Origin of the sequence: Microbulbifer sp. CNSA002 (genome assembly GCF_047324085.1) — a bacterium.
Lineage (GTDB): Bacteria > Pseudomonadota > Gammaproteobacteria > Pseudomonadales > Cellvibrionaceae > Microbulbifer.
Window position 1 is genome coordinate 1,914,051 of sequence record NZ_CP172449.1, and the last position, 23,366, is coordinate 1,937,416.

Genomic DNA, 23,366 nt, shown 5'->3' on the forward strand with positions numbered 1-23,366 from the left:
GGACTTGGAACTTGCTTGCTGATGTCAAACGCCCCAGAAAAAAATAGAGAAAAAATTCCTGAAGCAGTACTGTTGCAAGCCGTTAGCTGGCGCGTTCGCCTGGGTTCCGGTGAGGCGCTTGACTCAGAGCGCGATGCTTGCAGTCAATGGCGTTCGGCGGACCCTCTGCATGAACTGGCGTGGCAGCGTTTTGAGCGGATGGAGTCACCTCTAGATACGGTGGCTCGCCGAGCGCCGCGTTTGGCCCATTCCACCCTCAATCAAACCGATGCAGAAATTCGCCGTTTAAATCGCAGGGCTGCTCTTAAAACCATGGGCGGTGGTGTCCTTGGGGCTTTTGCCGTTGGCGTGGTGGGATATGACACCGGTTTGCTGAAGTATATGTCTGCCGATTATTCCTCTGGTTCTAAGCCGGCCCAATATACTCTGGATGATAAGAGCCAAGTCTGGCTAAACACCGGTAGTGCCATTGAATGGGAGTCGGGCACAGCAATCCGTTCCCTTGTTCTGACTAAAGGTGAAATGCACTTGACCAGTGCCGCTGACCCGAGGCCAATGCAGGTATCGGTGCCTCAGGGGCAGCTGATTTCCCGTGACTCGCGCTTTTTTGTCCGCAATGGCGATGACCACACGATTTTGCAGGTTGTGGAAGGTGGGGTGCAGGTTCAGCCGAGCGCGGATATAGAGCCCTTTGCAGTTAAAGCGGGTGAGGCTTATCGCCTTACTGGAGCCGGTTCGCTCGCTCTGGACAGCAAGATGTTTGATTACAGCGGATGGATTGACGGGGTGCTTTCAGCTCGGAGCATGCCATTAGGGGCACTGCTTGAAGAGTTGTCTCGCTATCGTGTTGGTTTTTTACGCTGTGATCTGGCATTAAGAGATCATCAGGTTTCCGGGGTTTTCCAGCTTCACGATATCGACACCATCCTAAAAATATTGGCGCGTTCGGCGGGAGCTGAACTGAGCTATACCACGCGCTGGTGGGCAACGATTCAATTGCAGGGCTGACGGTTTTTTCGGAACGGGCAACCTTTAATTCCTGCTCTTATTGCCAGATGACCACAAAAAGTTATCAGAAGGTGTCATTTTTTATTTTTGATGACGCTTTTGATTGCTAGTTTTCCCTCCGAAGCAAAAAAAACAAAATAATTCTCATTTAGATTACGGGTTTTTGATTTTCGTTCGGCTTCCTAGTTATACACCTGAGAATAGGAAGCCGCTTAAATGCAGTCCCGCGCCCCAAAACATATTTTGCCCACCTTGTTGGCACTGTTGTTGGCCGTAGTTCCCGTATCGAGTTTTGCGCAAGCCCAGCAGGGCAATACAGCGTTGATCGAATTCAGTTTGCCTGCGGGTAATCTGGGAGATGTGCTCAACCTCTACTCGCGTCAGGCTGGGGTAACGCTCTCTTTCGACGAGAACCTGGTGGAAACTATTTCTGTTCCAGCACTATTTGGTAGCTACCGTGCAGAAGAAGCTCTGTTGAGCTTGCTGCGGGGCACCAACCTGCAAGCGGTTCCCGTTGGTAGCGGAGCCTGGTTGATCCAGTCCGCTGGCGAGCAGGATCTGATGGTGCTGGACAGCATTCAGGTTGAGACCCGTGATGGCGGTGAAAAAGACCAGGTATTTCGCGAGTCCGGTTCAGTAAATATTCTCACCCAGGAAAATATTGAGCGCTTTCGCGGTACCAGTGTTGGCGATATTTTTCAGGGCACCCCCGGTGTACTTATCAGTGAAAACCGCAATTCCGGTGGTCTGGATGTCAATATTCGCGGTATGCAAGGGCAGGGCAGGGTTCCTGTCTTAATCGATGGCAGTCGCCAGGAAACAACGATTTATCGTGGTTATGCCGGGGTTTCCAGTCGCAGTTATATTGACCCAGATCTGATTGGGTCCTTGCGTATTGATAAGGGGCCGGTAATGGGTGCCGAGGGCACTGGCGCTACCGGTGGCGTTGTCAGTGTAAATACCCTGAGAGCGGAAGATGTCGTAAAACCCGGCGAATTGTCGGGTTTCCGTGTTCGTGTCAGTGGTATTGGAAACAATAGCGAGGCTCCAGAGGCTGGTACTTACGCTGGTTACCACTTGCCGCGCCCTGTTTATCGCTCCGATTGCCGCTTTGTAAGTGATTGCACCGCTGACTATACAATGCCGGACAGCTTTGCGCCGGACCATGGAATGGATAGGCCCAGCCTGTTGGATTTTGAGGGTTACGCGGCGAGCTTTGCGGGCGCCCAGCGTTTTGAGTGGGGTGATCTGGTATTGGCTCACGCCCAGCGCGAACAGGGAAATTACTATGCGGGTACTGATGGCCCCGCGCCGGAAGTGGTTATTGGTGAGCCTCAAGAAATGGCTTGGTATACCGAGACTAAGGTTGAGCTGGAGAGTGAACTGGGAGAAAGCATCCCTTACCGCGCCGGGGAGCGGATTCCGAATACTAGTTTTTCTAGCGATTCCTGGTTGTTAAAAAGCAGTCTCCATTTGCCAAAAGACCAAAGTCTTGAGCTGGGCTATATCCGCTATAACAGTATCTTTGGTGAGATGATGCCCTCGCAAGTTCTTTCAAATTTCGGTCAGGCGCGCGAGTGGCTCGATAGTGAAGTGCTTAACCAAACCTACACTGCACGCTATCGTTGGCAGCCGGTGGAATATGATTGGGCCGACTTGCGTGTCAATTTTTGGCACACCGATGCGGTCACTGATCTGAACACACCGAATATATTCTCTATCGAGCTGGAGGATAATATTGCGCGAAATGACGATTATCAGCGCTTTGGCCTTGATATCACCAATAGTATGCGCTTCTACCCCATGGGTGAATTGCGCTGGGATTATGGTGTTTCTGCACAGTGGGAAGACTTGGATAGCGATACCCAGACCGCTGAAGGTATTTATGCCGGTTCCCGCAGTGGTGGGCGCGATGAGTACAGCTTGTTCACCGGTATTGAATGGCAACCGTGGCCGGAGTGGACGCTGGAGTCTGGAGTTCGTTATACCCATTTCTCTTCAAAAGACAATAATCCCCTCCCGTTGAGCATTGATTCCGATTTTTGTGTAGATAATGGGGAAGGGGGCTGTGAGGACGTTTACTACAGCAATAGTCGCTCCGGCACTGCACCTATTGTGGTTTTGACATGGGAGCCGATCAAGGGTTTGCAATTCTATGCCCGCCATGCGCAGGCTTTGCGTATGCCGAGCCTGTTTGAAGGTACCACTGGTTTCTCATCGAGCCCCGCACTGGATATCACCCTTAAGCCTGAGCATGCAAAAAATAATGAGGTTGGGATTAATTATCTTAACGGCCAGTTATTTGAAACTCATCATCAACTCCGAGCGAAAGTTGCTTACTTCGAAAACCATGTTGACGATTATTTGACTCGCACCGGGGTCAACGCCGATGAAGAAAAGCAAGGTAGCGGTATCTCCGATTTATTCCGTATGCGAAATATCGATAGCCTCGACCTTGAAGGTTTTGAGTTCAACCTTGGATACGATGCCCTCTGGTGGTTAGTTGAGCTGAGTGCTACCAAATACAGCCACATTGAAGTCTGTGATGTTGCCAGCTATGTGCGTACTTACTGCACGGATTGGGGTATAGAAAACAGTTATTTCAATAATATGGTCCCACCTAACTGGCATGCCAGTGCGCATATTGGCTTGCGTTTATTCCAGGAAAAATTGGAATTCGGGCTGCGCGGTACTTTTATGGGGGAGCGAAACCCTGTTCCTTATTACGGCGATCAAGCTGGATTTACTGAGCCGGTGCTGTGGCAGAGCTACGAACTGTTAGATTTTTATACCAGCTTCCAATTTAACGATAGTTTTTCGGTGGATTTCACCGTCGACAACGTAACCGATCAATATTACATCGATGCTTTGAGTCTTGGCTTGGTGCCTGCACCGGGACGTACGGCAAGACTCAGTCTCACTTATCAATATTAAACATTTGGAGTTCCACAGATGAAAAGAGCAGCAGCCCTTATCGGCATGCTATGTTTGTCTCTCGTGCTGGCCGCCTGTGGTGGCGGTGGTTCGGGCGACGGCTCAAATAATAAACCTACCGCCAGTATCAGTTTGTTGTCCCCTGTAGACACAACTTTCTCCTTGGCTGGCGGTGATGTCACTGTTCAATTGAGCGGTACTGACAGTAGCAGCTCGCGAGATGCAAGCCTGACTTATCGTTGGGAGCTGATTGAGTGGCCTGAGCTTAGCCTGGTAGAGTTGGCCAGTGCTGAGGATGCCTACACAGAGTTTACAGCTGATCTTCCAGGCGACTATGTTGTGAGCCTGATCGTGGATGACGGTACTGAAACCAGTGAAGCATCCCGTATAACGTTGACTGCAACCAGCCCGAATCCAGTGGCAATTACTGAGCCGGTGCACAGTGTTATCCTGGGTACTCAGACCCTGGGCCTTGATGGCAGCTTGAGTACTCCGCCAACGGGTGAGACTGGAGATCTGGAATATTTATGGGCCCTGGTTGAAAAGCCTCTCGACAGTGCTGCGTACCTGACTAACAGTGACTCTAGCCAAGCTACATTGCACTTGGATATCGAAGGTGACTACAAGCTTGAATTAGTTGTTACTTATAATGGAGTTGCCAGTGAACCTGCGGAAGTTCTGGTAACAGTTTCCGCCGGTGATGCTCCACCTGTTGCCGTAACAGAAGACCAGACGATTACTCTTGGAGAAGAAGTTGTACTGGATGCGAGCGAGAGTTATGACCCTGAAGGTAACTCTCTGCAATACCGCTGGAAGTGGGCTTATAGTCCAGTGGAAACTGATGGTGTTCCGGTTCCCGAGTTAGAGGGAGAGACAACCTCTACCGTTAAATTTACTCCCATTGCGGCAGATACTTACAATTTAATTTTGTTTGTTTTTGATGGCGCAAGAAAGAGTGAGGAGCGTGAAGTTACTATCGTAGTTGAAGCCGATTCCGAAGCGGAAGTCAATGATGCTCCAATTGGTGAAATCGAAGCGACTGGTTACTACCCGTCCTACAGTATTGGTGAGCAAGAGCTGGGGCTTCGCGCTGAATTTAATTTTGTTGGCTATGACCCTGAGGGTGATGCTCTGCAAATTATTGAAGCGGAGCTAATTGAAAAACCTGAAGGTAGTGTTGCCGAACTGGTTGATATTGGTTCTTGGAAACCGCTGGGTAAGAAAATCCAAGAGCTGGATGTGGTAGGTACCTATCGCGTAAGTATGACCGTATCTGACGGAACCAACCAGATAGACCTAGAAGCCACTATGGAAGCCAAGATTGGCAAGGTAAATGGTTATCCTTCTACCCGTAGTGTCGAAGCTCAGTCCAAGTCTGTGCTCGTTGGCGATGCTTTGGTGTTTGATGCCTCCAGTAGCGACCCTAATAATGATGAAATGACCTTCCACTGGGAGCTGGTTGACCGGCCCGATGGGAGTGATGCAGTGATTGAACCGGTTACCGAACCGGAGAGTGGGGAGCTTCGCCGTGCTCAGGTAGTTACCGATGTACCGGGTTCCTATACCGCTCGCCTGATCGTCAGTGATGATCGTGGTCTATATGCCAAAACCTACTCTGAAGACGATGGTCTTGCCAAAGTTTCCAACACGGCACCAGAAATCCGTTCTGTAGTTTGGGCGCGCAACTGGGGTAGCTTATCCACTGGTGAAGATTATTACCAAATCCTGCCCTGTATGTCCCTGCTGCATCGCCCTGTGGTGGTAGATGCCGACGGTGATGAAGTATTCACTTATGAAGAGCTGATCAGCGCGCCGGAAGGTGGTGAATTTACCAGCTATCCAGATAGTGAAGATTGTGAAAATACAACTGGTACCGTATTTTCGAAAGCGGGCACCTACGTATTCCGCTACTACGCTACAGATTTGATTGATGATGCGCCGGAATACGATTTTGTTGTAGAAGTTGAGCCCATGAGCGAAGCCAAGGGTGTGCGTCTGCGTAATATCAACTCCTGGGAAGAGAGCCTTTGGCTGCCCATGCCGTACGAAAATATTCCAAGCTACGGTACCCCGTCAGATTTACGGTGGGATACATCCCCTACCGAAGATGAATACCTACAATGGTCTCTGACTGCAGTTGATGCCGATTACACCATTGAGAATGTACAGGTGAAGCATATCAATGGCGATTTGGCTAGCCTTACACCATGGTTCGAGGGTGTTGCAGAGGGACAGGTTATTAGCGAGGGAGAGTCTCTGGACTTCAAGACATGGGTACCCTCTGTTCCCTGTATGCGCACAGATGAAAAAATAGAAGGCTTCCATTTCTCATTTAATATTAAAGAAATCCCGGAGTTGACCTTCACCTACGAAACCTGGGTAGCCATAGATGATGGTATCTTTAGCGAGGGCTGGAGACAGTGTGAAGCAGGGGAGTTAAATTAATCTTTCAGAGCTTACTTCTGCAATAACACATATTATTGCTGAGGTTCTATAACATTGTGACCTCTTTGAGAAAGGGCGCCTAATAGGGCGCCCTTTTTTAATCGTAATCAAACCTTAAAAGCTATTTTGTGCCCAATCATTGACTGCTTCTAAAACGAACTGTTGGCTTTTGTCATTCTTATCACACTTGTAAACCTGAAGACGCTCACCCTCTTCGGTTGAGCTACCCGGTGCGTCTATACAGTAGGTCCAGTTCTTATCGCGATTTTGGATGACCCCACTTTCCTGGATTTGCCATTTCTCCGAATTGCCGCCGTCACAATCCCACAGGTGCATTTTATCGCCGTTATCAGCAGAGCCAGTGTTGAAGTCAACACAGTATTTATTATTACCCTTAGGGCGGAGTTGGCCTTCAGCAGTATAAACAAACTGCTGTTCATTGCTGGAGCCACAGTTATTCATATTTAGGTTTGAGCCATTGCTATAGCCCTGGGAGACGGTCATGCACAAGTCAGCATTTGAGGCAGAACGGATTCTCAAATAGCCAGGAAGACTTCTCCTTACTCCGACAAAAGGAATTGCCGTGCCAGTATAATTGGGGGTGGTTGCGACTGTATCAGGATCCATCCCGATTGCAGTGGCACCATGTGCGATTGCTGTAAATATGTAGCCATAGTCGGTATTGCTAAAATCGCCAGAACTATCCCATAGGTGCATCAGCTGTTTGGTTTCAGCGGCTGCGTTGGCTGTTATCTGGTAATGATCGCCAGCCTGGACATTGCCGCAAAATATTCTTTGCGAACTACTGCTGTCTATTGAATCAATGGAGCCGGTAAATTCTTCTGGATCTGCGGTATCTATATCAGGACATAAAAATGCGCTCATCTCGTAGGAGTCTAATGCGGATTCCATTCGATTATTGACGTTGCCTGACTGTCCTCCGGTAAAAATAACGATTACTTTTTTGCCGTTATTTAATAAGTTGCCAACGCTAGGCCATCCCGTACTTGTAAGTGTGGTACGGTAATTTTCTGAGGAAGAAATTTGTTGTAAATATGCAAGCATATCCTGGTAGCTGTATTGGAGGTCGCCCAGCTCTTGTTGGATATACTGGTCAAGCAAATAAATTTCATCTGCATACCAGGCATTAAACCAATCTAAATTGGTTTTCATATCGATATACAGCATTATTGGCGCTTCAATAGTGTTAACGGAGAGCCAGGATTTTATATCGTCCAGACAGTGTTCCAGACGATCATCGTCTCCGTTGCTATTGCACATGTGATTACCGATGTCGTTTTGTCCATGAGCAACATGGGGTCCATGGCTGCTACCTTGCCAGGAACCGTGATCTACGACATCGATTTCCAGTGATCGAAAGCCTTTGTCGAGCCAGTCAGTCAGTGTTTCACCGTCTTCTAGCCGCTCATAGCTGTTATGGGGCTGTAAGTAATAAAGCTCATCAATACGATGCTCACTGGTGGCCGCTTCTGCTTGGTAATCGGGCCAGTGAAAAGTGTCAGCTTTACTGATGCTGGGTATAGATACCCAAAGTGATAGACATAGAGCGCCTGTAGAGACTTTGAGGAAGGACATTGGGGTTCCTGTTATCATTTTAATAGTATATTTATTATTTGTTATATAAAAAGTGTGTTAATACTTTGTTACCAGAACTGGATAATTTAAGCCTGTTAATTAACTGTTTTTTTTCAAACGGCATTGAGATGCGTAGATTTTTATTTAGATTACAGGTAATTGTTCGTAAGTAGGCAAGTGTTTGGAATTTTTGAGTTGACAGTGAGAGGCTAGGAGAAGAGTACTTTGGGAAAGTACTCTAACATCTAAAGCATATGCTTGTATTTGGCGATGGTCCATCGTGCACGTTTTATTGCTATTTACGTCCCATTCTCTTATCTACCTGCTTTCTCTCCCAATCTTCACCAAAGAAATTAAATAAATTGAAGGTGCTAATTGCATGGGAGGCGAGCCCTATACCCCATCCAAATGCCGCCCAGAGTGACCATAAGTATCCGGGAGCGAGTATTAAGTTGGCAATTACTAGCCCCGAGATAACTAATAAGTAGGTGATTAGGTGTTGGTAAAAGCTCTTCAGCTTCTTGACATGCTCAATGACTTTTCTTTCTTTGGCGGAGATCTGGTCTTGGGAGTTCATATTGATGACCTCGGCTGATTAGCTACAGCAGTGGGGAATATTATTATTCGAGTTATTTTCAAGTTTGGATAGAGATATTAACCACAGGCAATGAAATGTGGCAAGTAGTGAAATTTTCGAGTGTATGTAGGATGCCCGATGCGACCGGGCATCCATAAATGGGTACTACACAATACAGTCTGGTTGTTCTGAAGGGTGGGCTTTAATAAAGGCTGGCAGTTCATTGCAAGCGTCTGTGATTTTCTGGATTTTGGGGTATTGGGCCATATCCAGGCCAAAGCGTTCCGCACTGTATACTTGCGGGAGTAAGCAACACTCGAACAACCCAGGATTGTCTCCAGCGGCGAAAGGCGAGGGTCTTAATTGCTTCTCCAGCGCGGAGAAGCCCAAGTGTATCCAGTGCTGAATCCATTGAATTTTTTGCTCATCACTGACTTTGAGTTCAGCCTGGAGGTACTGCAGAACCCTGAGGTTCTGTATAGGTTGAATATCGCTGGCAATACTTTGCGCGAGCGCGCGGATATGTGCGCGGGCTTCAGGAGCTTTTGGAAGTAGCGCTGGTTGTGGATGGGTTTCATCCAGCCATTCCAAAATGGCGAGGGATTGGGTGAGACTGGTTTCGCCATCATTCAGGGTTGGCAGTAGCCCGTGTGGATTCAGCGTGCGGTAGTCGTCTCCGTGCTGATCTCCCTTGAGCAGGTTTACCGGGTGATACTCGTATTCCAGGCCTTTCAAATTGAGCCCGATACGCACTCGGTAGCTGGCGGATGAGCGAAAGTATCCGTAAAGGTCCATTCTCTTTCCTTTTCTTTGTTTTGGCGTTTGGCTGTTTGAATGTCAGCCTTCTTGGTGTTGTCTGGATGCGCTGTATTCACTTTGGCTTCCAGGAGTTTACATAATCTGTTAGCTCCACGGCATGGGCATCCGGGAGGATATCCCAGGGGGTGCGGCTGTCGATCATTACAGCAACTTCATCGGTTTCCTTGCGCGCATGCCGGGCCCCGGTAGCAAATGCCTTGGGGTGGGGGCCGTGGGTAAATCCCATGGGGTGGAGGGTAAGCATCCCCGGATGAATATTGTCGCGGCTAAAGAAGTCACCACGGTGATAGAAGATGAGTTCATCAAAGTCATCATTGTTGTGAAAGAAGGGGACTTTGAGTGCTCCCGGGTCACTCTCAATCGGGCGAGGAACAAAAGTCGCTACAACAAAACCTTGTGCGACAAAGGTGGTATGAGCCGAAGGGGGTAGATGGTAGCGGTGGCTCATCAGTGGGCGTATATCGCGCCAGTTGATGCGAACGGCCAGGTTGTCCCCAGTCCAACCACAGGCGTCCAGTGGGTTGAAGGGGTAGGTAATGGTCGACAGCTGTTGCCGGGCCTTAACCACAACCCGCCACTTATCATCGCCCTGTTGATCGAGGAAGGCTTTATCTATACGAGGCACATCCAGCATCGCTTGGTCAAAAATCGCATTGGGGCCAAGGATCCCTTTTTCGGGGAGCTGAAAATGGCTGCCTATCGCCTCCACCATCAATAGTTCCAGTGGCTCATCCTCGGTCGGCGTCAGGCGCCATAAGGTGCCGCGGGGCAGCAGGATATAGTCTCCATCGCGAATAGAGAGATGGCCAAAATCACAGAACAAGTCGCCGCTCCCATTGTGTATAAACAGGAGTTGGTCGCCGTCAGCGTTGCGCACCAGATGATCCATAGGCTCCCGGCAGGTCCAGAGGGCGACCTGGCTATCCTGGTTTCGCAGGATCGGCTTTTGATCCCAGGGGCTTGTTCCCTTGTGCTTCATTTGCGTGGCATCAAAAGCGTGGGGACGCAGTGGACCTTCGAACTGGCTCCAGCCGGTGGGGGGATGGCGGTGATAGAAGTGGGTGCAGGGCCCAAAAAAACCCTCTTTGCCCATTTCCCTTTCAAAGCTGTTAGGTGGGAAATCTGCATGGGCTTGGCGGCTTGTATTTCCTTCCGTTCGCGGAAAGCTGATCCACTGTTTCATGGCGTGGCCTCGCTTCTGTGCGGATGGTTCGAAGGTGTGGCGAAAAATTGAGCATCTCAGCGCCACTTACACGCAAATTTCTTGCGCCATAGACCCAATTAGTTCGCAAATATGGCGCAAAAAAACCTATACTGTCCGGCCATTTTTTCGTATGGCCCGGTAACTTTTCCAGAAAGTATTTGTGCCGATAGTGGTTACAATTGAAACCAATGTTAGTTAAATTGAGTATCAGGTACAACCGGGACACCCGAGCAGGCAGGTTTGAGGGCAGCTATGACAATCGAACAAAACACGCGACCCACAGTTGTTGAGAACGACGAGCTGCGCCTCGAAAAGTTCTTACCCTACCGCCTCTCGGTACTTTCCAACCGAGTGAGTAATGCTATTGCGCAAGCTTATGGTGCGCGCTTCCACCTCACCATTCCCGCTTGGCGGGTGATGGCAATTCTGGGCCGTTTTCCCGATTTATCTGCCGCCGAGCTGGTTGAGCAGACGGCGATGGACAAGGTGGCAATCAGTCGGGCCGTCTCTTCCCTGTTAAAGAATGACTACATTACACGCAGTGAAGATCCTGGTGACCGGCGCCGGCAAGTGCTGAACCTGTCGGAGCTGGGGCGTGATATTTATGCTCGCATAGTGCCGCTGGCCCATCAGTACGAGAATGACTTGATGGCATCCCTATCCACTGAGGAGCGGGAACAACTGGATAGCATTATTGATAAGTTAATGGTGCGCGCGAAGGAATGGTCTGAGCGCGGCCTCGTTGATGAATAAATGAGATAACTAAGAGGAGTTTTCAGATGTTTGAGCATTTAAACAGCCTTCCGCCAGATCCGATTTTGGGCCTTTTGGCCAGCTACCGCGCGGATGAAAACCCCAGCAAAATTGATCTCGGTGTGGGCGTCTACAAAGATGAGGCAGGCCATACCGCTGTCTTGCAAGCCGTCAAGGAAGCCGAAACCCGCTTATTACAGGGTGAGGAAACCAAGGCCTATATCGGCCCGGCCGGAACTCCGGGTTTCAACACCGCCATGCAGGAGCTGGTACTGGGTGCCGGGCACCCCGCGTTGGTGGGCGGTCGCGTTCGCTCAGCTCAAACTCCCGGTGGATGTGGTGCTTTAAGAGTTCTGGCGGAATTGATTAATCGCGCCAAAGCTGGGGCAACCGTGTGGGTGAGTGACCCCACTTGGGCTAACCATGTGCCGCTTCTGGGTAATGCGGGCTTGCAAATCAAGAGCTACCCCTACTATGACCGCGCTACCAGCAGTTTGCAGTTCGACAAAATGGTCGAGACTCTGAAGGATGTGGGTGAGGGCGATGTTGTTCTTTTCCACGCCTGCTGTCATAACCCCTGTGGCGCGGACCTGTCCCGTGAGCAGTGGAAAGTGTTGGCAGAAATGGCGCAAAAGCAGGGCTTCACGCCGTTTATCGATATGGCCTATCAGGGCTTTGGCGAGAGCCTGGAAGATGATGCCTACGGCCTGCGCTTGATGGCTGAATCTGTTCCAGAAATGCTGGTCGCGGCTTCCTGCTCAAAAAATTTTGGCCTCTATCGCGAACGTGTCGGCCTGGCTATGGTGATTTATGCGAATGGTGAAGCCGCCGATAAAGGCCATAGCCAGTTGCTGAGCGCTATTCGTGGCAACTATTCGATGCCACCTTCCCACGGTGCTGCCATTGTAGAATCTATTCTTACTGATGCGGGACTGAAAGCGAACTGGGAAGCTGAGCTGACCGAAATGCGCGAGCGTATTAACGGTTTGCGTGCTGGATTGGTAGAAGGGCTCGCCGCAGCGGGTGCTGCCGGTGAGTTTGGCTTTATCCGCCAGCAGAAAGGGATGTTCTCATTCCTGGGTATCAATCCCGAACAGGTACAACAGCTGCAAAAGGACTATTCCATTTATATGGTGGACTCGAGTCGCATCAGTATTGCCGGCCTGAGTTCCAATAATATGGAATACTTCTGTAAGGCTGTTGCCAGCGTGCTGTAAATTCGGCACATTTGGGGGTGAGCAATATGCTCACCCTTAAGATTTATCCTTTAGAAGTAAGAGTGAAAGATGGAAGTTGAGCTAGGAGTCCCAGTGCCCGAATCCCCCACCCAAATTTGGACCCCCCAGAGCTGGCGAAACTTCACCGCACATCAACAGCCCCAATACACGTCTGCCGAAGATGTTGCCCAGGTGGCTAAACAGCTCTCTGGTCATCCGCCCCTGGTTTTTGCGGCAGAGGCTCGCGAGCTGCGCCGTCAGCTGGCTCAGGTTGCCGAGGGGAAAGCCTTCCTTTTGCAGGGCGGTGATTGTGCTGAATCTTTTGCCGATTTTAATGCAAACCGCATTCGCGATACTTTCAAGGTATTGTTGCAGATGGCTGTCGTGCTCACCTTTGCCGGTAACCTGCCGGTGGTGAAAGTTGCGAGAATGGCCGGCCAATATGCCAAACCCCGTTCAGCAAATACCGAGATGGTGAACGGAGTAGAACTGCCCAGCTACCGTGGCGATATTATCAACGGCATTGATTTTACTGCTGAAGCGCGCATACCTGACCCTCAGCGGATGGTAACTGCTTATAACCAATCGGCAGCCACCCTGAACCTACTGCGAGCTTTCGCCCAGGGGGGATTGGCCGATCTGCATCAGGTGCACAAATGGAATCTCAGCTTCCTGAAGAATAATCCTCAGCGGGAAAAATATGCCCAGCTAGCGGAACGCCTTCAGGAAGCTTTAGAGTTTATGGCGGTATGTGGTGTTACCTCAGAGAACTCTCCCGCAATTCGTGAGACTTCACTCTATACCTCTCATGAGGCGCTATTACTTGAATACGAGCAAGCGCTGACAAGAACCGATAGCCTTACTGGCAAATGGTATGACTGCTCCGCACATATGCTGTGGATTGGTGAACGCACTCGGCAACTGGATGGCGCTCATGTGGAGTTTCTCTCCGGTGTTTGTAACCCGATTGGGGTGAAAGTTGGTCCAAAGATGCAACCGGATGAGCTACTGCGTTTGATCGATAAGCTCAACCCCGAGAACGATGCAGGTCGCCTTACACTGATTACCCGTATGGGCGCCGATACTTTGGGAGAAAAATTGCCTGCATTGGTGCGCGCCATTCAAGCGGAGGGGCGCTCGGTGGTATGGAGCACTGATCCCATGCATGGCAATACCGTTAAAGCGGGTAACGGCTATAAAACTCGCGATTTTGAAAAAATCCTGCGGGAAATTCGCGACTTTTTCTCGGTACACTGGGCCGAGGGAAGCCATCCCGGCGGTATCCATCTGGAAATGACCGGGCAGCATGTCACTGAGTGCACCGGTGGAGCTTGGAAAATTTCTGAAGCAGACCTCGCCAGTTGCTACCGCACCCAATGCGATCCGCGACTAAATGCCGATCAGGTGTTAGAACTGGCGTTTTGTGTTTCTGAATGGTTGCGCGCTGGTCGAATTGCTTAATTGGCTGTTCTCTTTAATTAAGAAATTCTGAATGCAAAACCTCTTATCTTGAGCCTTTGGTTTGAATAAGGGGTTTTGCATTTTTCCTATGTTAAATTCCCGCTAAATCTGCCTTCCTTGTATGTCTTCTTTATTGTAAAGAGTCGCACAGTTTGCATTTCAAAGGTTAATGCTGATAATTCCACAGGTTAACTAAGAACGGCAACCTTTAGAGATAATATATGAAGAAGATCAATACATTTATGTTATTAAAAGCGGATAGTATTGTAAGGCAGCTACTCTTACCATTCATTATGCTGATGATTGGATGCGCCTCGATAATTTTTGTTGGCGGCTACTTTGAAGTACCTTATTGGGGAGTGTTATTGTGTGTAGTTGGTTTTTGCTTTGCAACTAAACCTCTAGAAAAAACAATTCAACCTTTATTTATCCGTTTAAATCGACTGCCACAAGTTGCTGCTATTGAAGCTGTTGTCAGATATAAGGGAGGGAATATTAAGGGAGCTTTAGTTTCTGCAAGTATAGAGAGTGATAATTTGCTAATGGTGACTGAAGGACATAAAAAATCAGGGAAAATCAATCTGCCAATTAATGAGATTGGAGATAAGTTAGCTTCTTTTCTTGTTGATACTGTTAATGATTTGGAGAAAATAACTTCTCAAAACTTCGATGCTCGGATTAAAGAGGCGGGTGTGGATGTTCATAAGAAAGTTAGTCTTGAAAATGTAAGCCTTCTTCGGGTCGGTAATATGCCTCACTTTTTGACAGTTAAGCTAATTCTGATTCTTGTGGGTATTTCCTTGAATGTATGGATGTTGAGTTTTGTTTAATGCTATCTGGTATTTAACTAAGATAGAAAGATTGATAGCTTCACGTAAAATGTTCAATTATTGAGTTGCTAGCTAATTGGGGGGGGAATGATACGAGCTATAGAGTTTTTGTTGGGTTTATGTCTTGTTGGCCTTGGTATTTACCGGGGAATTACGGTAGAAATCGATGTTTACGCGATAATGCTAGTCGTATTTGGTATAGGTTTGATGGCACGATGGTTCGGTTCCTCCAGTAGCGATGAGGATGATGGTTGGTACGATAGTAATTCTGGCAGTAGTTCGAGTGGCAGTTCTTGCAGTAGCGATGATTAGTTTCTGTTTGATAAGCTATTCTTGGAGGCTGCTATATTAGCTGGTTGTGCGTGCGCTGACTCGCATTTATCGGGATGAGCTATTGCGCTGTTAATACCCGCCAATTAGAATTCATGGCCTGTGCAGGGGCCTTGAATAATCTGATGAGAGGCTGTCTCCCTCCTTTATTTGGGTGACTTTACCTTGCTGTATTTATTCTATTTATAAAGTGAAAGTTGGGGGAAGTTATGACCAATCCGTATGTGGCACCAACCTCGGATGTGAGTACTGATGCTGTTAATAATTCTGGACAGAAAAGCGACGTCATTCCAGAGGGAGTTAAAGGTTGGAGTTGGGGTGCTTTTCTCTTAAATTGGATATGGGCTATATTTAACAAAAGCTATATCGGTTTGCTGGCTTTTATTCCTTATATTGGGTTAATTGTTGCTATTTACCTGGGAATTAAGGGGCGCGAACTCGCCTGGAAAAATAAGCAATGGGAAAGCCTTGAGCATTTTAATTCTGTCCAGAAAAAGTGGTCTGTTTGGGGTGTTTGTTTGTTGATAATTCCTATTTTGGGTATTCTTGCTGCAGTCGCATTACCTGCATATATGGACTACCAGAGTGCGGTAGGGGCTCAGTAGATCGAGTTCTTTATTGACAAAGGGTTTGGCTTCCCGCCATTCCCTTTCTGGTGAATTTCCTGACTTTTCTCCTCACTATAACTAGTATGACTATATTTTCAATATAATTGAGTCATGTTCAAATTCCGAGAAGGGCGCTACAAGCTTGTTGAAGAGTGTGGTGTTTAAGTTTTGATCGATTATGCCAGGATAGGTTTAGAAATAAGGTGTAATCGATTTCGGTCTTTAAATCTGTATCATGTACCATTTTGCGCTGGCTTGAAGCTTAAGTGACTTGTCAGCAGTGCTAGCTAACCAGCTTGACGCTGGTTGTATAGGGATAAAGCAAAATGACAGATATGGTAAAGGGACATTACTCAGTTAGTCGCAGGAAGTTTTTTGCTGCAAAAATATTGGGCGTATTGTCGGCATTAGTAGCAGTGTTATGGGCACTTACCCAGTATCTATTTCCTGAGCCCATGATTTACCTATACGGCATATGGCGCCCTGAGTATTTTGTAGCCTTTATGGCTATTGTGGTTGTGTGCACTTCTCTATCTCTTTGTATTTGGAGCTACTTAAAAAATCGCTACCTATTTGGTGTGGTTGTGGTTTTGGCTTATTCGATCTCTTGTTTTTCATTTTTTATTCTGGGGAAGGAGTATCACAGTCCGGATTTTGTTGCGGGTCTTCCAAAAACGACTTCTGAAGGTGGTGCTGTTTACCTGCAAGGGGTCGAGATTCATCACAATAATTGTGTAAGGCAGGGCGGTACAGTGCAGTGCCGTATGACCGTGACTAATCGGAGAAGTCGGCAAAAAGTAAGGCTTTCCTCCTGGCGCCTGATTATGAAAGATGGCGCTGTCTTCAAGGAGTATGAGGCATTTAGGGGTGGGCAGGAAGTGAGGGGAATGGTATATCTGGAGCTTCCCCGCGGTTCTGAGGCCGAGCTGGAAATCGTGTTTTTTGAAGTCCCTGAGAACTATACTGAAATCTTGAATCTCGGCTTTAAGGCCGGGAGTAAAGAGTTTGGATTTAAAAACATAAATGTCAGATAGTTTTTTCTAAAGATAGAAAGGTATTGGAATCGGTAGGCTTGAAGCCACAGAAATTTTCCACTTAGGTGTTGTTTGCAGTGTTATCAAGTGTGGATTTGAAACGATATATTCGTGAGTTCTGGTTGTTTGGCTTGAGGCAGGCTTATGCCTGTATTTTCGGTGGCTTCTTGCTGGGAATTATGATTGTCACCAACTATTGGTATCCACTGGAATCGATTCACCGGTATGACTTTATCTTTCTGGCTGCTATAGCCTTTCAGGTCTTTCTTCTAGCTACAAAACTGGAAACATTCAGGGAGTCAATAGTTATTGTCGTATTTCATGTCGTTGCGACCGTCATGGAGATATTTAAGACATCTGACGCTATTGGCTCATGGAGTTACCCGGAAGAGTATTTCTTTGGGATTGGTAATGTGCCACTGTTTACAGGGTTCATGTATAGCGCAGTGGGCAGTTACATTGCTCGAGTGTGGCGAATTTTTGAATTTGAATATTCTCACTATCCATCGAAATTGCTGACAGTTGTTCTGGTTGTGTTTATCTATGTCAACTTCTTTACACATCACTATATCTGGGATTTCCGCTGGGCGTTACTAGCGGGAACAGTGTTATTGTTTTATCGAACCAATATTTACTTTAAGGTCGTTGAAAAGCATCGCTCTATGCCGCTTCTTTTGGGGTGGTTGCTGGTAGCACTGTTTATTTGGTTTGCTGAAAATATTGCTACTTTTGCAAATATATGGATTTACCCTAATCAATCCCATGAATGGCAAATGGTATCTCTGGCGAAGCTCAGTTCATGGTATCTACTGATGCTGCTGAGTTTTGTACTGGTCTCACTGATTAATAACGTGAAGATCCGCTCCGAGACTGCTGGTGCTCCGAGTACGGAAAGCAGGTCGCCCGCTTAAGGCGACCTAGCTGCTTACTCCTTAAAGGTTAGGGCATTGTGGGGTAATCGGTATATCCGTTTGCGCCACCGGTATAGAAGGTGTTTGGGTCTGCTTCATTTAAGCTCGCATCGGCTTTAAAACGCTTTAGCAGGTCCGGGTTCGCCAGGAATGGAACGCCGAAGGCAACCGCATCTACTTGCTGCTGCCCAATGGCTGTATTGGCCTCATCTCGCCCGTACCCCATATTGCCAATCAGATTGCCCTGATACAGTTCCCTTGCTGGAGTCAATACATCTCCGAGTTGCTCGCCGAGGAAGTCGGCTCGCATCAAGTGCCAGTAGGCCAAATTATATTCATTCAATTTTGATGCAAACCAGCGAGTGTGTCCCTCAGGATCGCTATCGCGCATGCTGTTGAATCCGTTTAGGGGAGAAGTTCGCAATCCAACTTTGCCGGAGCCCCAAACTTCGATAACGGCTTCCAGAACTTCAAACAGCAAGCGTGCACGATTCTCTAAAGACCCACCGTACTCGTCTGTTCTAAGGTTTGAGCCATCCCGCAAAAAACTGTCCAAGAGATAGCCGTTTGCACCATGAACCTCAACTCCATCGAAGCCAGCATCTCTAGCATTGATTGCTCCCTGTTTAAAAGCCGCGATAATTCCTGGGATCTCCACAGTTTCAAGGGGTCTTGGGGTGGTGTAAGGTTTTTTTCCGTCCGGTGTGTGAACCGTATCGTCAATGGCGATTGGGCTGGCTGCAACCGGCGTTGTGCCATTATTCAGATCGGGGTGACTGGCTCGCCCACCGTGCCAAAGTTGCAGGAATATCTTGCCGCCTCTCTCGTGAACGGCGTCAGTCACTTGTCTCCAGCCTTCGATCTGTTCCTGGGAGTAGATACCTGGCTCAGAAATAAAGGCTGAAGTTCCCTCTGCCACCATAGTTGCCTCGGCAATAATCAGGCCGGCGCCAGCCCTCTGTGCATAGTACTCAGCCATTAAAGGGGTAGGTACGTGGTTTTCAGCTCTTGCGCGGGTCAGGGGGGCCATCACCGCACGGTTGGCAAGCTTCACATCACCTAATTGAATACCTGTAAACAGATCCTGTGTCGCAGTCATCTTGTGTGCCTCAATGTTGTCACGAAAAGCAGTTGTCTATCGATGGCGCACAGACTAAGCTCACAGCTTATTGGAAACAATAAGGTGTTTGGAAATTGATTGTTCGCGATTTGGAAACTATAGACTTTCGAACTTTATCAATCTTTGTGACCACTTGCAGACTGCTGAGTCTCACCCAGTGTGCCGAGGAGCTGGGACTGCCCAAATCTACAGTGAGCAAAGCCATTTCGAAGCTGGAAGAGCAACTGCAAGCCAAGCTGCTGGAGCGCTCTACACGGAAAATTGAGATTACTGATGCGGGCCGGGTTACCCTTCGCCGGGCCTCTTTACTGGTGGAGGAGTTTAAATCCTTGCGCGAGGATGTGCGGGAGATAGAGCAGCAAGTACAGGGGTTGCTGCGTGTATCGGCCCCCCCGGCCATGGGGAGCTACCTGGCCCAGTATATTTTCCCTCCATTTCTCCAGCAGTGGCCGAAAGCCCAAATCTCGCTGGAGCTATCCAACACTTTTGATGACCTGTTTATTCAGGGTATAGACCTGGCAATTCGTGTCGGGCAGATCGCCGATGACCGTTTGGTGGCGAAAGAAATCGGGTATACGACTCAGGTTCTGGTAGCCAGTCCGGACTATTTAAGGGAGTACGGAATACCTGAGTCACCCCAGGAGCTCAGGCAGCACAATTGTATTACAGCCGGGACTGCCCCTGAGTCTGCTTTTTGGACTCTAGTATCCGAAAACAAAACGGAATCTATCGAAGTGCGAAGTAACTTCCATTGTGGCAATCCAGAAACGGCAAAAAGGGCTGCTGCTGGCGGGGTGGGAATAGCTCAAATTCCGGTTAACAGCATGATCTGTGAGTTGGAGAAGCAGGAGTTAATACGAATATTTCCCGAATGGCACGCGATATTTATGCCAATTTATGTAGTCTATCGGCCCGGAGTCAATAAGCCCAAGAGAGTCTCGGCACTGTTGGAGTATTTAAATGAAATTAAAGGCCGATTTGAGTTCGGTCCTGATCACCAGCTATGCCAATATGAGACCTGCCCGTTGACTACTGGGAATTTGTAGAATTTAGGTAGGGGCAATTATCTGGAGGTGCCGTTCTCACTAAATAGAGACCTGATCACGGATTGAAACCTTTGAAATACAGTAGTTGCTTTAGCGGTTAGACCATAAAATCTTAGGTTTTACTATTCCCAATAGGGTGCTTTACGACATGATTTCTCATATAACATTAGGTACAAATAACTTGCCTAGGGCGGGGCTGTTTTATTGCAAGATTTTAGCCCCTATTGCTGCGGAGGAAGTTTATCGCTCTGATACAGTTATTTTCTGGCAGTTTAAAGGCTCCTCCACAAAACTTGCTGTTACTGCTCCCTATGATGAAAAGCCGGCGAGTATTGGTAACGGTACAATGTTAGCCCTTAACGTTGGCAGTATTGATAAAGTCGATAAGATTTTTTCTATAGCGCTTGGACTTGGAGGGACATCTGAAGGTGATCCAGGCTATAGGAATTCGGAATCTTTTTATGGGGCCTATTTTAGGGATTTGGATGGAAATAAAATAGCCGTATTTACTCGTTAGAAGGAGTTAAAGTGAGAAAATTGGTAAGTTCCGGTTCATACCTTGAGAATCCCATAGGGTTTTCAAGAGCCTGTAGGATCGGGGGGCAAATCGCTATATCGGGGACCGCTCCTATATCAGAGGGCAAAACTGCCTTTATCGGTGATGTTTATGGCCAGACCAAACTCTGCTTGGATATTGCTGTCGCTGCTCTGAAGGAGGCTGGTGGACATCTGCCTGACGTTATTAGAACCCGGATTATGTTAGTTGATATAAAGCGCTGGGAAGATGCGGCCAGGGCACATGGGGAACTGTTTTCAGATATTCGCCCTGCCTGTACTTTTGTGGAGGTTAAGGGGTTTATTGACTCTAATTGGTTAGTGGAGATTGAGATGGATGCCGTTGTCTCTGAAAGTTAATTTGAAAAGGGGGTAATGCCGACCTGAAATAGTAGCATTGGCAGTAAAGGGGGGCGGGGTTATTGCCTTAGTTTAAAGGCTAATAACCCCGGCAGACGTAACTTAGGGTTTATTCAAGGCAGCTTGGCTCCGCGGATGTGAAGGTGTTGCCTGACCAAAGGTTATTGTTAACGCTACAATCCTCACTCTCAAAAAGATCTTCAAGGTCGAATAAGCCGTTTCCTGTGGCAGTGTTAAAGACAATGTTATTGCCAATGGCATTAACACCGATAACTAATATACCGTAAGCTCCATTGTCACTACTGGTATTTTGACTGATGCCATTGTTGGATGCGGAAAATTCTAATGAAATTCCAGAAGATCCATTTTCTACTATTGTGTTATTCGAAACGGTGCATGAGCTTCCTTCAATTTCAATACCTGTATTGTCATTGTCTTGTACAATGTTCGAAACAAAGATTGAAAAATCCCCATCTAATTCGACTCCATCACCGTCGGACCCAGTAATAGTATTGCCGATTATTGTATTGGAAGTGCCGTCAACTTCCATACCCTCGTCACCGGATAACTCAATAATGTTTTGGGAAATAAAATTAAGGTTACCATTGATATCGATTCCATCATCTGAGTCATTCCCGTCACCAAGTGTATAATTGCCTGTGACGATATTGCTATCACTGCTTACAACAATGGCATCATCTAGTGGAAGTAATATATTGATGCCGTATACGGTATGAAGCCCACCTTCTGATAGTACTACTGCGTCGTTACAGCCATTAATTGTGCCTGTGGATAGTTCACCGGATGAGCCTGTAAGGACTATCCCGTTTGACTGATCCAGTCCGGAACAGGTAAGTGAGAATCCTGCCATATATAGGCTGCCACTTGGTCCTTGAATAGTGAGAGCTGCGCTATTTGGGTCACTGATTGAACAGGTTAGATCTTCTGTTAGTGTTGCGGGCTCTGTAATGATATCGCCGCATTCTACAGCGTTTATGCTTGGTGATAGGGAAGCACCTAGAGAAAGTAGTGCCGCGGATAGAATTTGAAGGTAATGGTTGGGGTACAACATGTCTAACTCCTTTTAACAGATTTAATAAGTGTAGATATCTTTTTATTGAGAATATTTAGCGGAGTAATTTAAGGTGTCTGTATCTTTTAATCTGTCGGATATGGTCTCTTATTGTTGAGACGGATTTAAGTGTCTGCTAATGTCGACAGTAAAACTATTTATTAATGGTTGTGGGTGCGCAACATTTTAATTGAATAGCGATTCTCTTTTTGGGAAAGAGAATCGCCTTAAAGTTTAAAGTGGGTTGACAAGGAGGTTGGCTATTTATAAGTTCTTGAATTGCTTGCTTGTAAATTCCCTCAAGTATTTAATCTAAACAAGAGGGATCAGATGTGGTAAATGTATTGTTTTGCCAGGTATTACTGCCTGTGCAATCAAAGTCAACTGCATCAAATAAGTCGTAGGTTTGGCCCTCAGAGAAATTACCAGAAATCGTATTGTTGGTAGGTTCATCGTCCGAAATAAATATTCCATAAGTGCCATTATCAACAACGTTGTTATTGACAATACTATTGCTATCGCCTTGATCTAGGTCGATTCCCCCTTCCTCGTTATCAGTAACATTATTTAGAGAGATAGTGCCGTTGTCACTATCAATTTCAATACCGCTGCTACCATTGAAGGCGGATATGTTGTTGGTGATATTTGCAAAAATACCGTCAATTTCAATGCCATCGTTTCCTGAAAAATAGACCTCGTTAAAGGTAACCGTATTGTAGTCTCCTGCAACTTCAATACCTTCGTCACCAGCATTTTCAACTAGATTGTTGTTGACTAGATTGTTATTACCCTGGATATCGATACCTTCATCGGAATCCCACCCATCTCCAGTGATTGTCATGTTGCTGACCACATTGAAATCGCTTTCGACATATACAGCATCATCACCAAAATCAGTGATAGTGACACCTGTAACAAAATGGTTACCATCCCCTCCAACAGTCACAGCATCGCCGCAACCGATTACGCTACCCCCGCTAAGCCGGGCGCCACTTTCCAGTAAAATAATACCTGTGCCAAATTCATTGGTGGAACAGGTTAAACTGTAATCTCCCATTGAAAGGCTGCCAGATGGTCCCTCAATTGCTATTGCGACAGAAAATTCATCAGCAATAGTGCAGACTAAATCACTGTCGAGGGTGGTCGGAGAGGTTATTACGTCACCACAGCTAACCGCCTGAGCTTGTGAGCCTGAGGCAATACCCATTGATAAGACTGCTATAGCTGCGCTAAGTGGTAAAATGGATTTCTTTTGCATGAGTCTATCCCTAACTTTTAATCAGTTGAGCGAATGTATAAATAAAATAAAAAGCCAGATTTCCGGATTTGTTATTTGTGCCTGAAAAAGAGCACCTGCTTTTCGTTTAAATATTGCCCGATCTGTCTTGATTAGATAAATATTGTTTTGAAGTTTTAATAGTATTTTTTAATGGAAATAATTATAAAAAATTGCATAAGGTGGTTGGCTTTATTTCCGAATTTCATT

21 protein-coding genes are annotated in these 23,366 nt (G+C 47.2%); 14 read left to right on the forward strand and 7 right to left on the reverse strand.

From position 1 onward, the window contains the following. Positions 1–21: 21 nt before the first annotated feature. The 3 genes from ACG1BZ_RS08585 to ACG1BZ_RS08595 all read left to right on the forward strand — a co-directional run bounded on the left by ACG1BZ_RS08585 (position 22) and on the right by ACG1BZ_RS08595 (position 6,387). On the forward strand, positions 22–1,008 hold the full coding sequence (locus ACG1BZ_RS08585; protein ID WP_413665232.1) for a FecR domain-containing protein: 987 nt from the start codon (positions 22–24) through the stop codon (positions 1,006–1,008). A gap of 216 nt (positions 1,009–1,224) precedes the next feature. Beyond that, a complete protein-coding gene (locus tag ACG1BZ_RS08590) occupies positions 1,225–3,942 on the forward strand; it encodes a TonB-dependent receptor domain-containing protein (RefSeq protein ID WP_413665233.1) in 2,718 nt (905 codons plus the stop codon). A gap of 18 nt (positions 3,943–3,960) precedes the next feature. Then, positions 3,961–6,387, forward strand: a complete 2,427-nt coding sequence (locus ACG1BZ_RS08595; RefSeq protein ID WP_413665234.1) for a PKD domain-containing protein — start codon at positions 3,961–3,963, stop codon at positions 6,385–6,387. A gap of 114 nt (positions 6,388–6,501) precedes the next feature. Here the strand turns inward: ACG1BZ_RS08595 and ACG1BZ_RS08600 are convergent, their stop codons facing one another. The 4 genes from ACG1BZ_RS08600 to ACG1BZ_RS08615 all read right to left on the reverse strand — a co-directional run bounded on the left by ACG1BZ_RS08600 (position 6,502) and on the right by ACG1BZ_RS08615 (position 10,562). After that, entirely contained in the window at positions 6,502–7,983 is a 1,482-nt protein-coding gene (locus tag ACG1BZ_RS08600) for a ricin-type beta-trefoil lectin domain protein (protein WP_413665235.1), read from the reverse strand. Between the two features lie 295 nt (positions 7,984–8,278). Next, entirely contained in the window at positions 8,279–8,560 is a 282-nt protein-coding gene (locus ACG1BZ_RS08605; RefSeq protein ID WP_413665236.1) for a 2TM domain-containing protein, read from the reverse strand. Between the two features lie 165 nt (positions 8,561–8,725). After that, a complete protein-coding gene (maiA, locus tag ACG1BZ_RS08610) occupies positions 8,726–9,355 on the reverse strand; it encodes a maleylacetoacetate isomerase (protein ID WP_413665237.1) in 630 nt (209 codons plus the stop codon). Positions 9,356–9,431: 76 nt separating this feature from the next. Then, complete coding sequence (locus tag ACG1BZ_RS08615; protein WP_413665238.1) at positions 9,432–10,562, reverse strand: homogentisate 1,2-dioxygenase; 1,131 nt, start codon at positions 10,560–10,562, stop codon at positions 9,432–9,434. Between the two features lie 273 nt (positions 10,563–10,835). Here ACG1BZ_RS08615 and ACG1BZ_RS08620 point away from each other — a divergent pair, with 273 nt between their 5' ends. The 8 genes from ACG1BZ_RS08620 (at position 10,836) to ACG1BZ_RS08655 (ending at position 17,727) form a co-directional block, all read left to right on the forward strand. Next, positions 10,836–11,336 (forward strand): MarR family winged helix-turn-helix transcriptional regulator, encoded by a 501-nt coding sequence (locus ACG1BZ_RS08620; protein ID WP_282933355.1) that lies wholly within the window; start codon positions 10,836–10,838, stop codon positions 11,334–11,336. A gap of 26 nt (positions 11,337–11,362) precedes the next feature. After that, on the forward strand, positions 11,363–12,553 hold the full coding sequence (locus tag ACG1BZ_RS08625) for an aromatic amino acid transaminase (protein WP_413665239.1): 1,191 nt from the start codon (positions 11,363–11,365) through the stop codon (positions 12,551–12,553). A gap of 69 nt (positions 12,554–12,622) precedes the next feature. After that, positions 12,623–14,014: a class II 3-deoxy-7-phosphoheptulonate synthase gene (locus ACG1BZ_RS08630; RefSeq protein WP_413665240.1), complete on the forward strand. Its 1,392-nt coding sequence runs from the start codon at positions 12,623–12,625 to the stop codon at positions 14,012–14,014. A 221-nt stretch (positions 14,015–14,235) separates the two neighbouring features. After that, positions 14,236–14,844 carry a hypothetical protein gene (locus tag ACG1BZ_RS08635; protein WP_413665241.1) on the forward strand — a complete coding sequence of 203 codons (609 nt, stop codon included), beginning with the start codon at positions 14,236–14,238 and terminating at the stop codon, positions 14,842–14,844. Positions 14,845–14,931: 87 nt separating this feature from the next. Next, positions 14,932–15,156, forward strand: a complete 225-nt coding sequence (locus tag ACG1BZ_RS08640) for a hypothetical protein (protein WP_413665242.1) — start codon at positions 14,932–14,934, stop codon at positions 15,154–15,156. 260 nt (positions 15,157–15,416) lie between these two features. Next, positions 15,417–15,779, forward strand: coding sequence for a hypothetical protein (locus ACG1BZ_RS08645; RefSeq protein WP_413665243.1), 363 nt, complete (start codon positions 15,417–15,419; stop codon positions 15,777–15,779). A gap of 329 nt (positions 15,780–16,108) precedes the next feature. Then, the gene (locus tag ACG1BZ_RS08650) at positions 16,109–16,816 is read left to right on the forward strand and encodes a hypothetical protein (protein WP_413665244.1); all 708 of its coding nucleotides are present in this window, start codon (positions 16,109–16,111) and stop codon (positions 16,814–16,816) included. 95 nt (positions 16,817–16,911) lie between these two features. After that, the gene (locus ACG1BZ_RS08655) at positions 16,912–17,727 is read left to right on the forward strand and encodes a DUF817 domain-containing protein (protein WP_413665245.1); all 816 of its coding nucleotides are present in this window, start codon (positions 16,912–16,914) and stop codon (positions 17,725–17,727) included. Between the two features lie 28 nt (positions 17,728–17,755). On the opposite strand, the gene ACG1BZ_RS08660 is transcribed toward ACG1BZ_RS08655, so the two are convergent. Continuing rightward, complete coding sequence (locus tag ACG1BZ_RS08660) at positions 17,756–18,826, reverse strand: alkene reductase (RefSeq protein ID WP_413665246.1); 1,071 nt, start codon at positions 18,824–18,826, stop codon at positions 17,756–17,758. Between the two features lie 95 nt (positions 18,827–18,921). On the opposite strand from ACG1BZ_RS08660, the gene ACG1BZ_RS08665 reads away from it, so the two are divergent. The 3 genes from ACG1BZ_RS08665 to ACG1BZ_RS08675 all read left to right on the forward strand — a co-directional run bounded on the left by ACG1BZ_RS08665 (position 18,922) and on the right by ACG1BZ_RS08675 (position 20,808). After that, positions 18,922–19,893: a LysR family transcriptional regulator gene (locus ACG1BZ_RS08665; protein ID WP_413665247.1), complete on the forward strand. Its 972-nt coding sequence runs from the start codon at positions 18,922–18,924 to the stop codon at positions 19,891–19,893. 148 nt (positions 19,894–20,041) lie between these two features. Then, positions 20,042–20,410 carry a VOC family protein gene (locus tag ACG1BZ_RS08670; RefSeq protein ID WP_413665248.1) on the forward strand — a complete coding sequence of 123 codons (369 nt, stop codon included), beginning with the start codon at positions 20,042–20,044 and terminating at the stop codon, positions 20,408–20,410. Positions 20,411–20,421: 11 nt separating this feature from the next. Beyond that, on the forward strand, positions 20,422–20,808 hold the full coding sequence (locus ACG1BZ_RS08675; protein WP_413665249.1) for a RidA family protein: 387 nt from the start codon (positions 20,422–20,424) through the stop codon (positions 20,806–20,808). 109 nt (positions 20,809–20,917) lie between these two features. On the opposite strand, the gene ACG1BZ_RS08680 is transcribed toward ACG1BZ_RS08675, so the two are convergent. Together ACG1BZ_RS08680 and ACG1BZ_RS08685 are read right to left on the reverse strand one after the other, a co-directional pair. Next, positions 20,918–21,880, reverse strand: a complete 963-nt coding sequence (locus ACG1BZ_RS08680; protein WP_413665250.1) for a right-handed parallel beta-helix repeat-containing protein — start codon at positions 21,878–21,880, stop codon at positions 20,918–20,920. 307 nt (positions 21,881–22,187) lie between these two features. Beyond that, positions 22,188–23,138, reverse strand: a complete 951-nt coding sequence (locus tag ACG1BZ_RS08685; RefSeq protein ID WP_413665251.1) for a right-handed parallel beta-helix repeat-containing protein — start codon at positions 23,136–23,138, stop codon at positions 22,188–22,190. Positions 23,139–23,366: the final 228 nt, after the last annotated feature.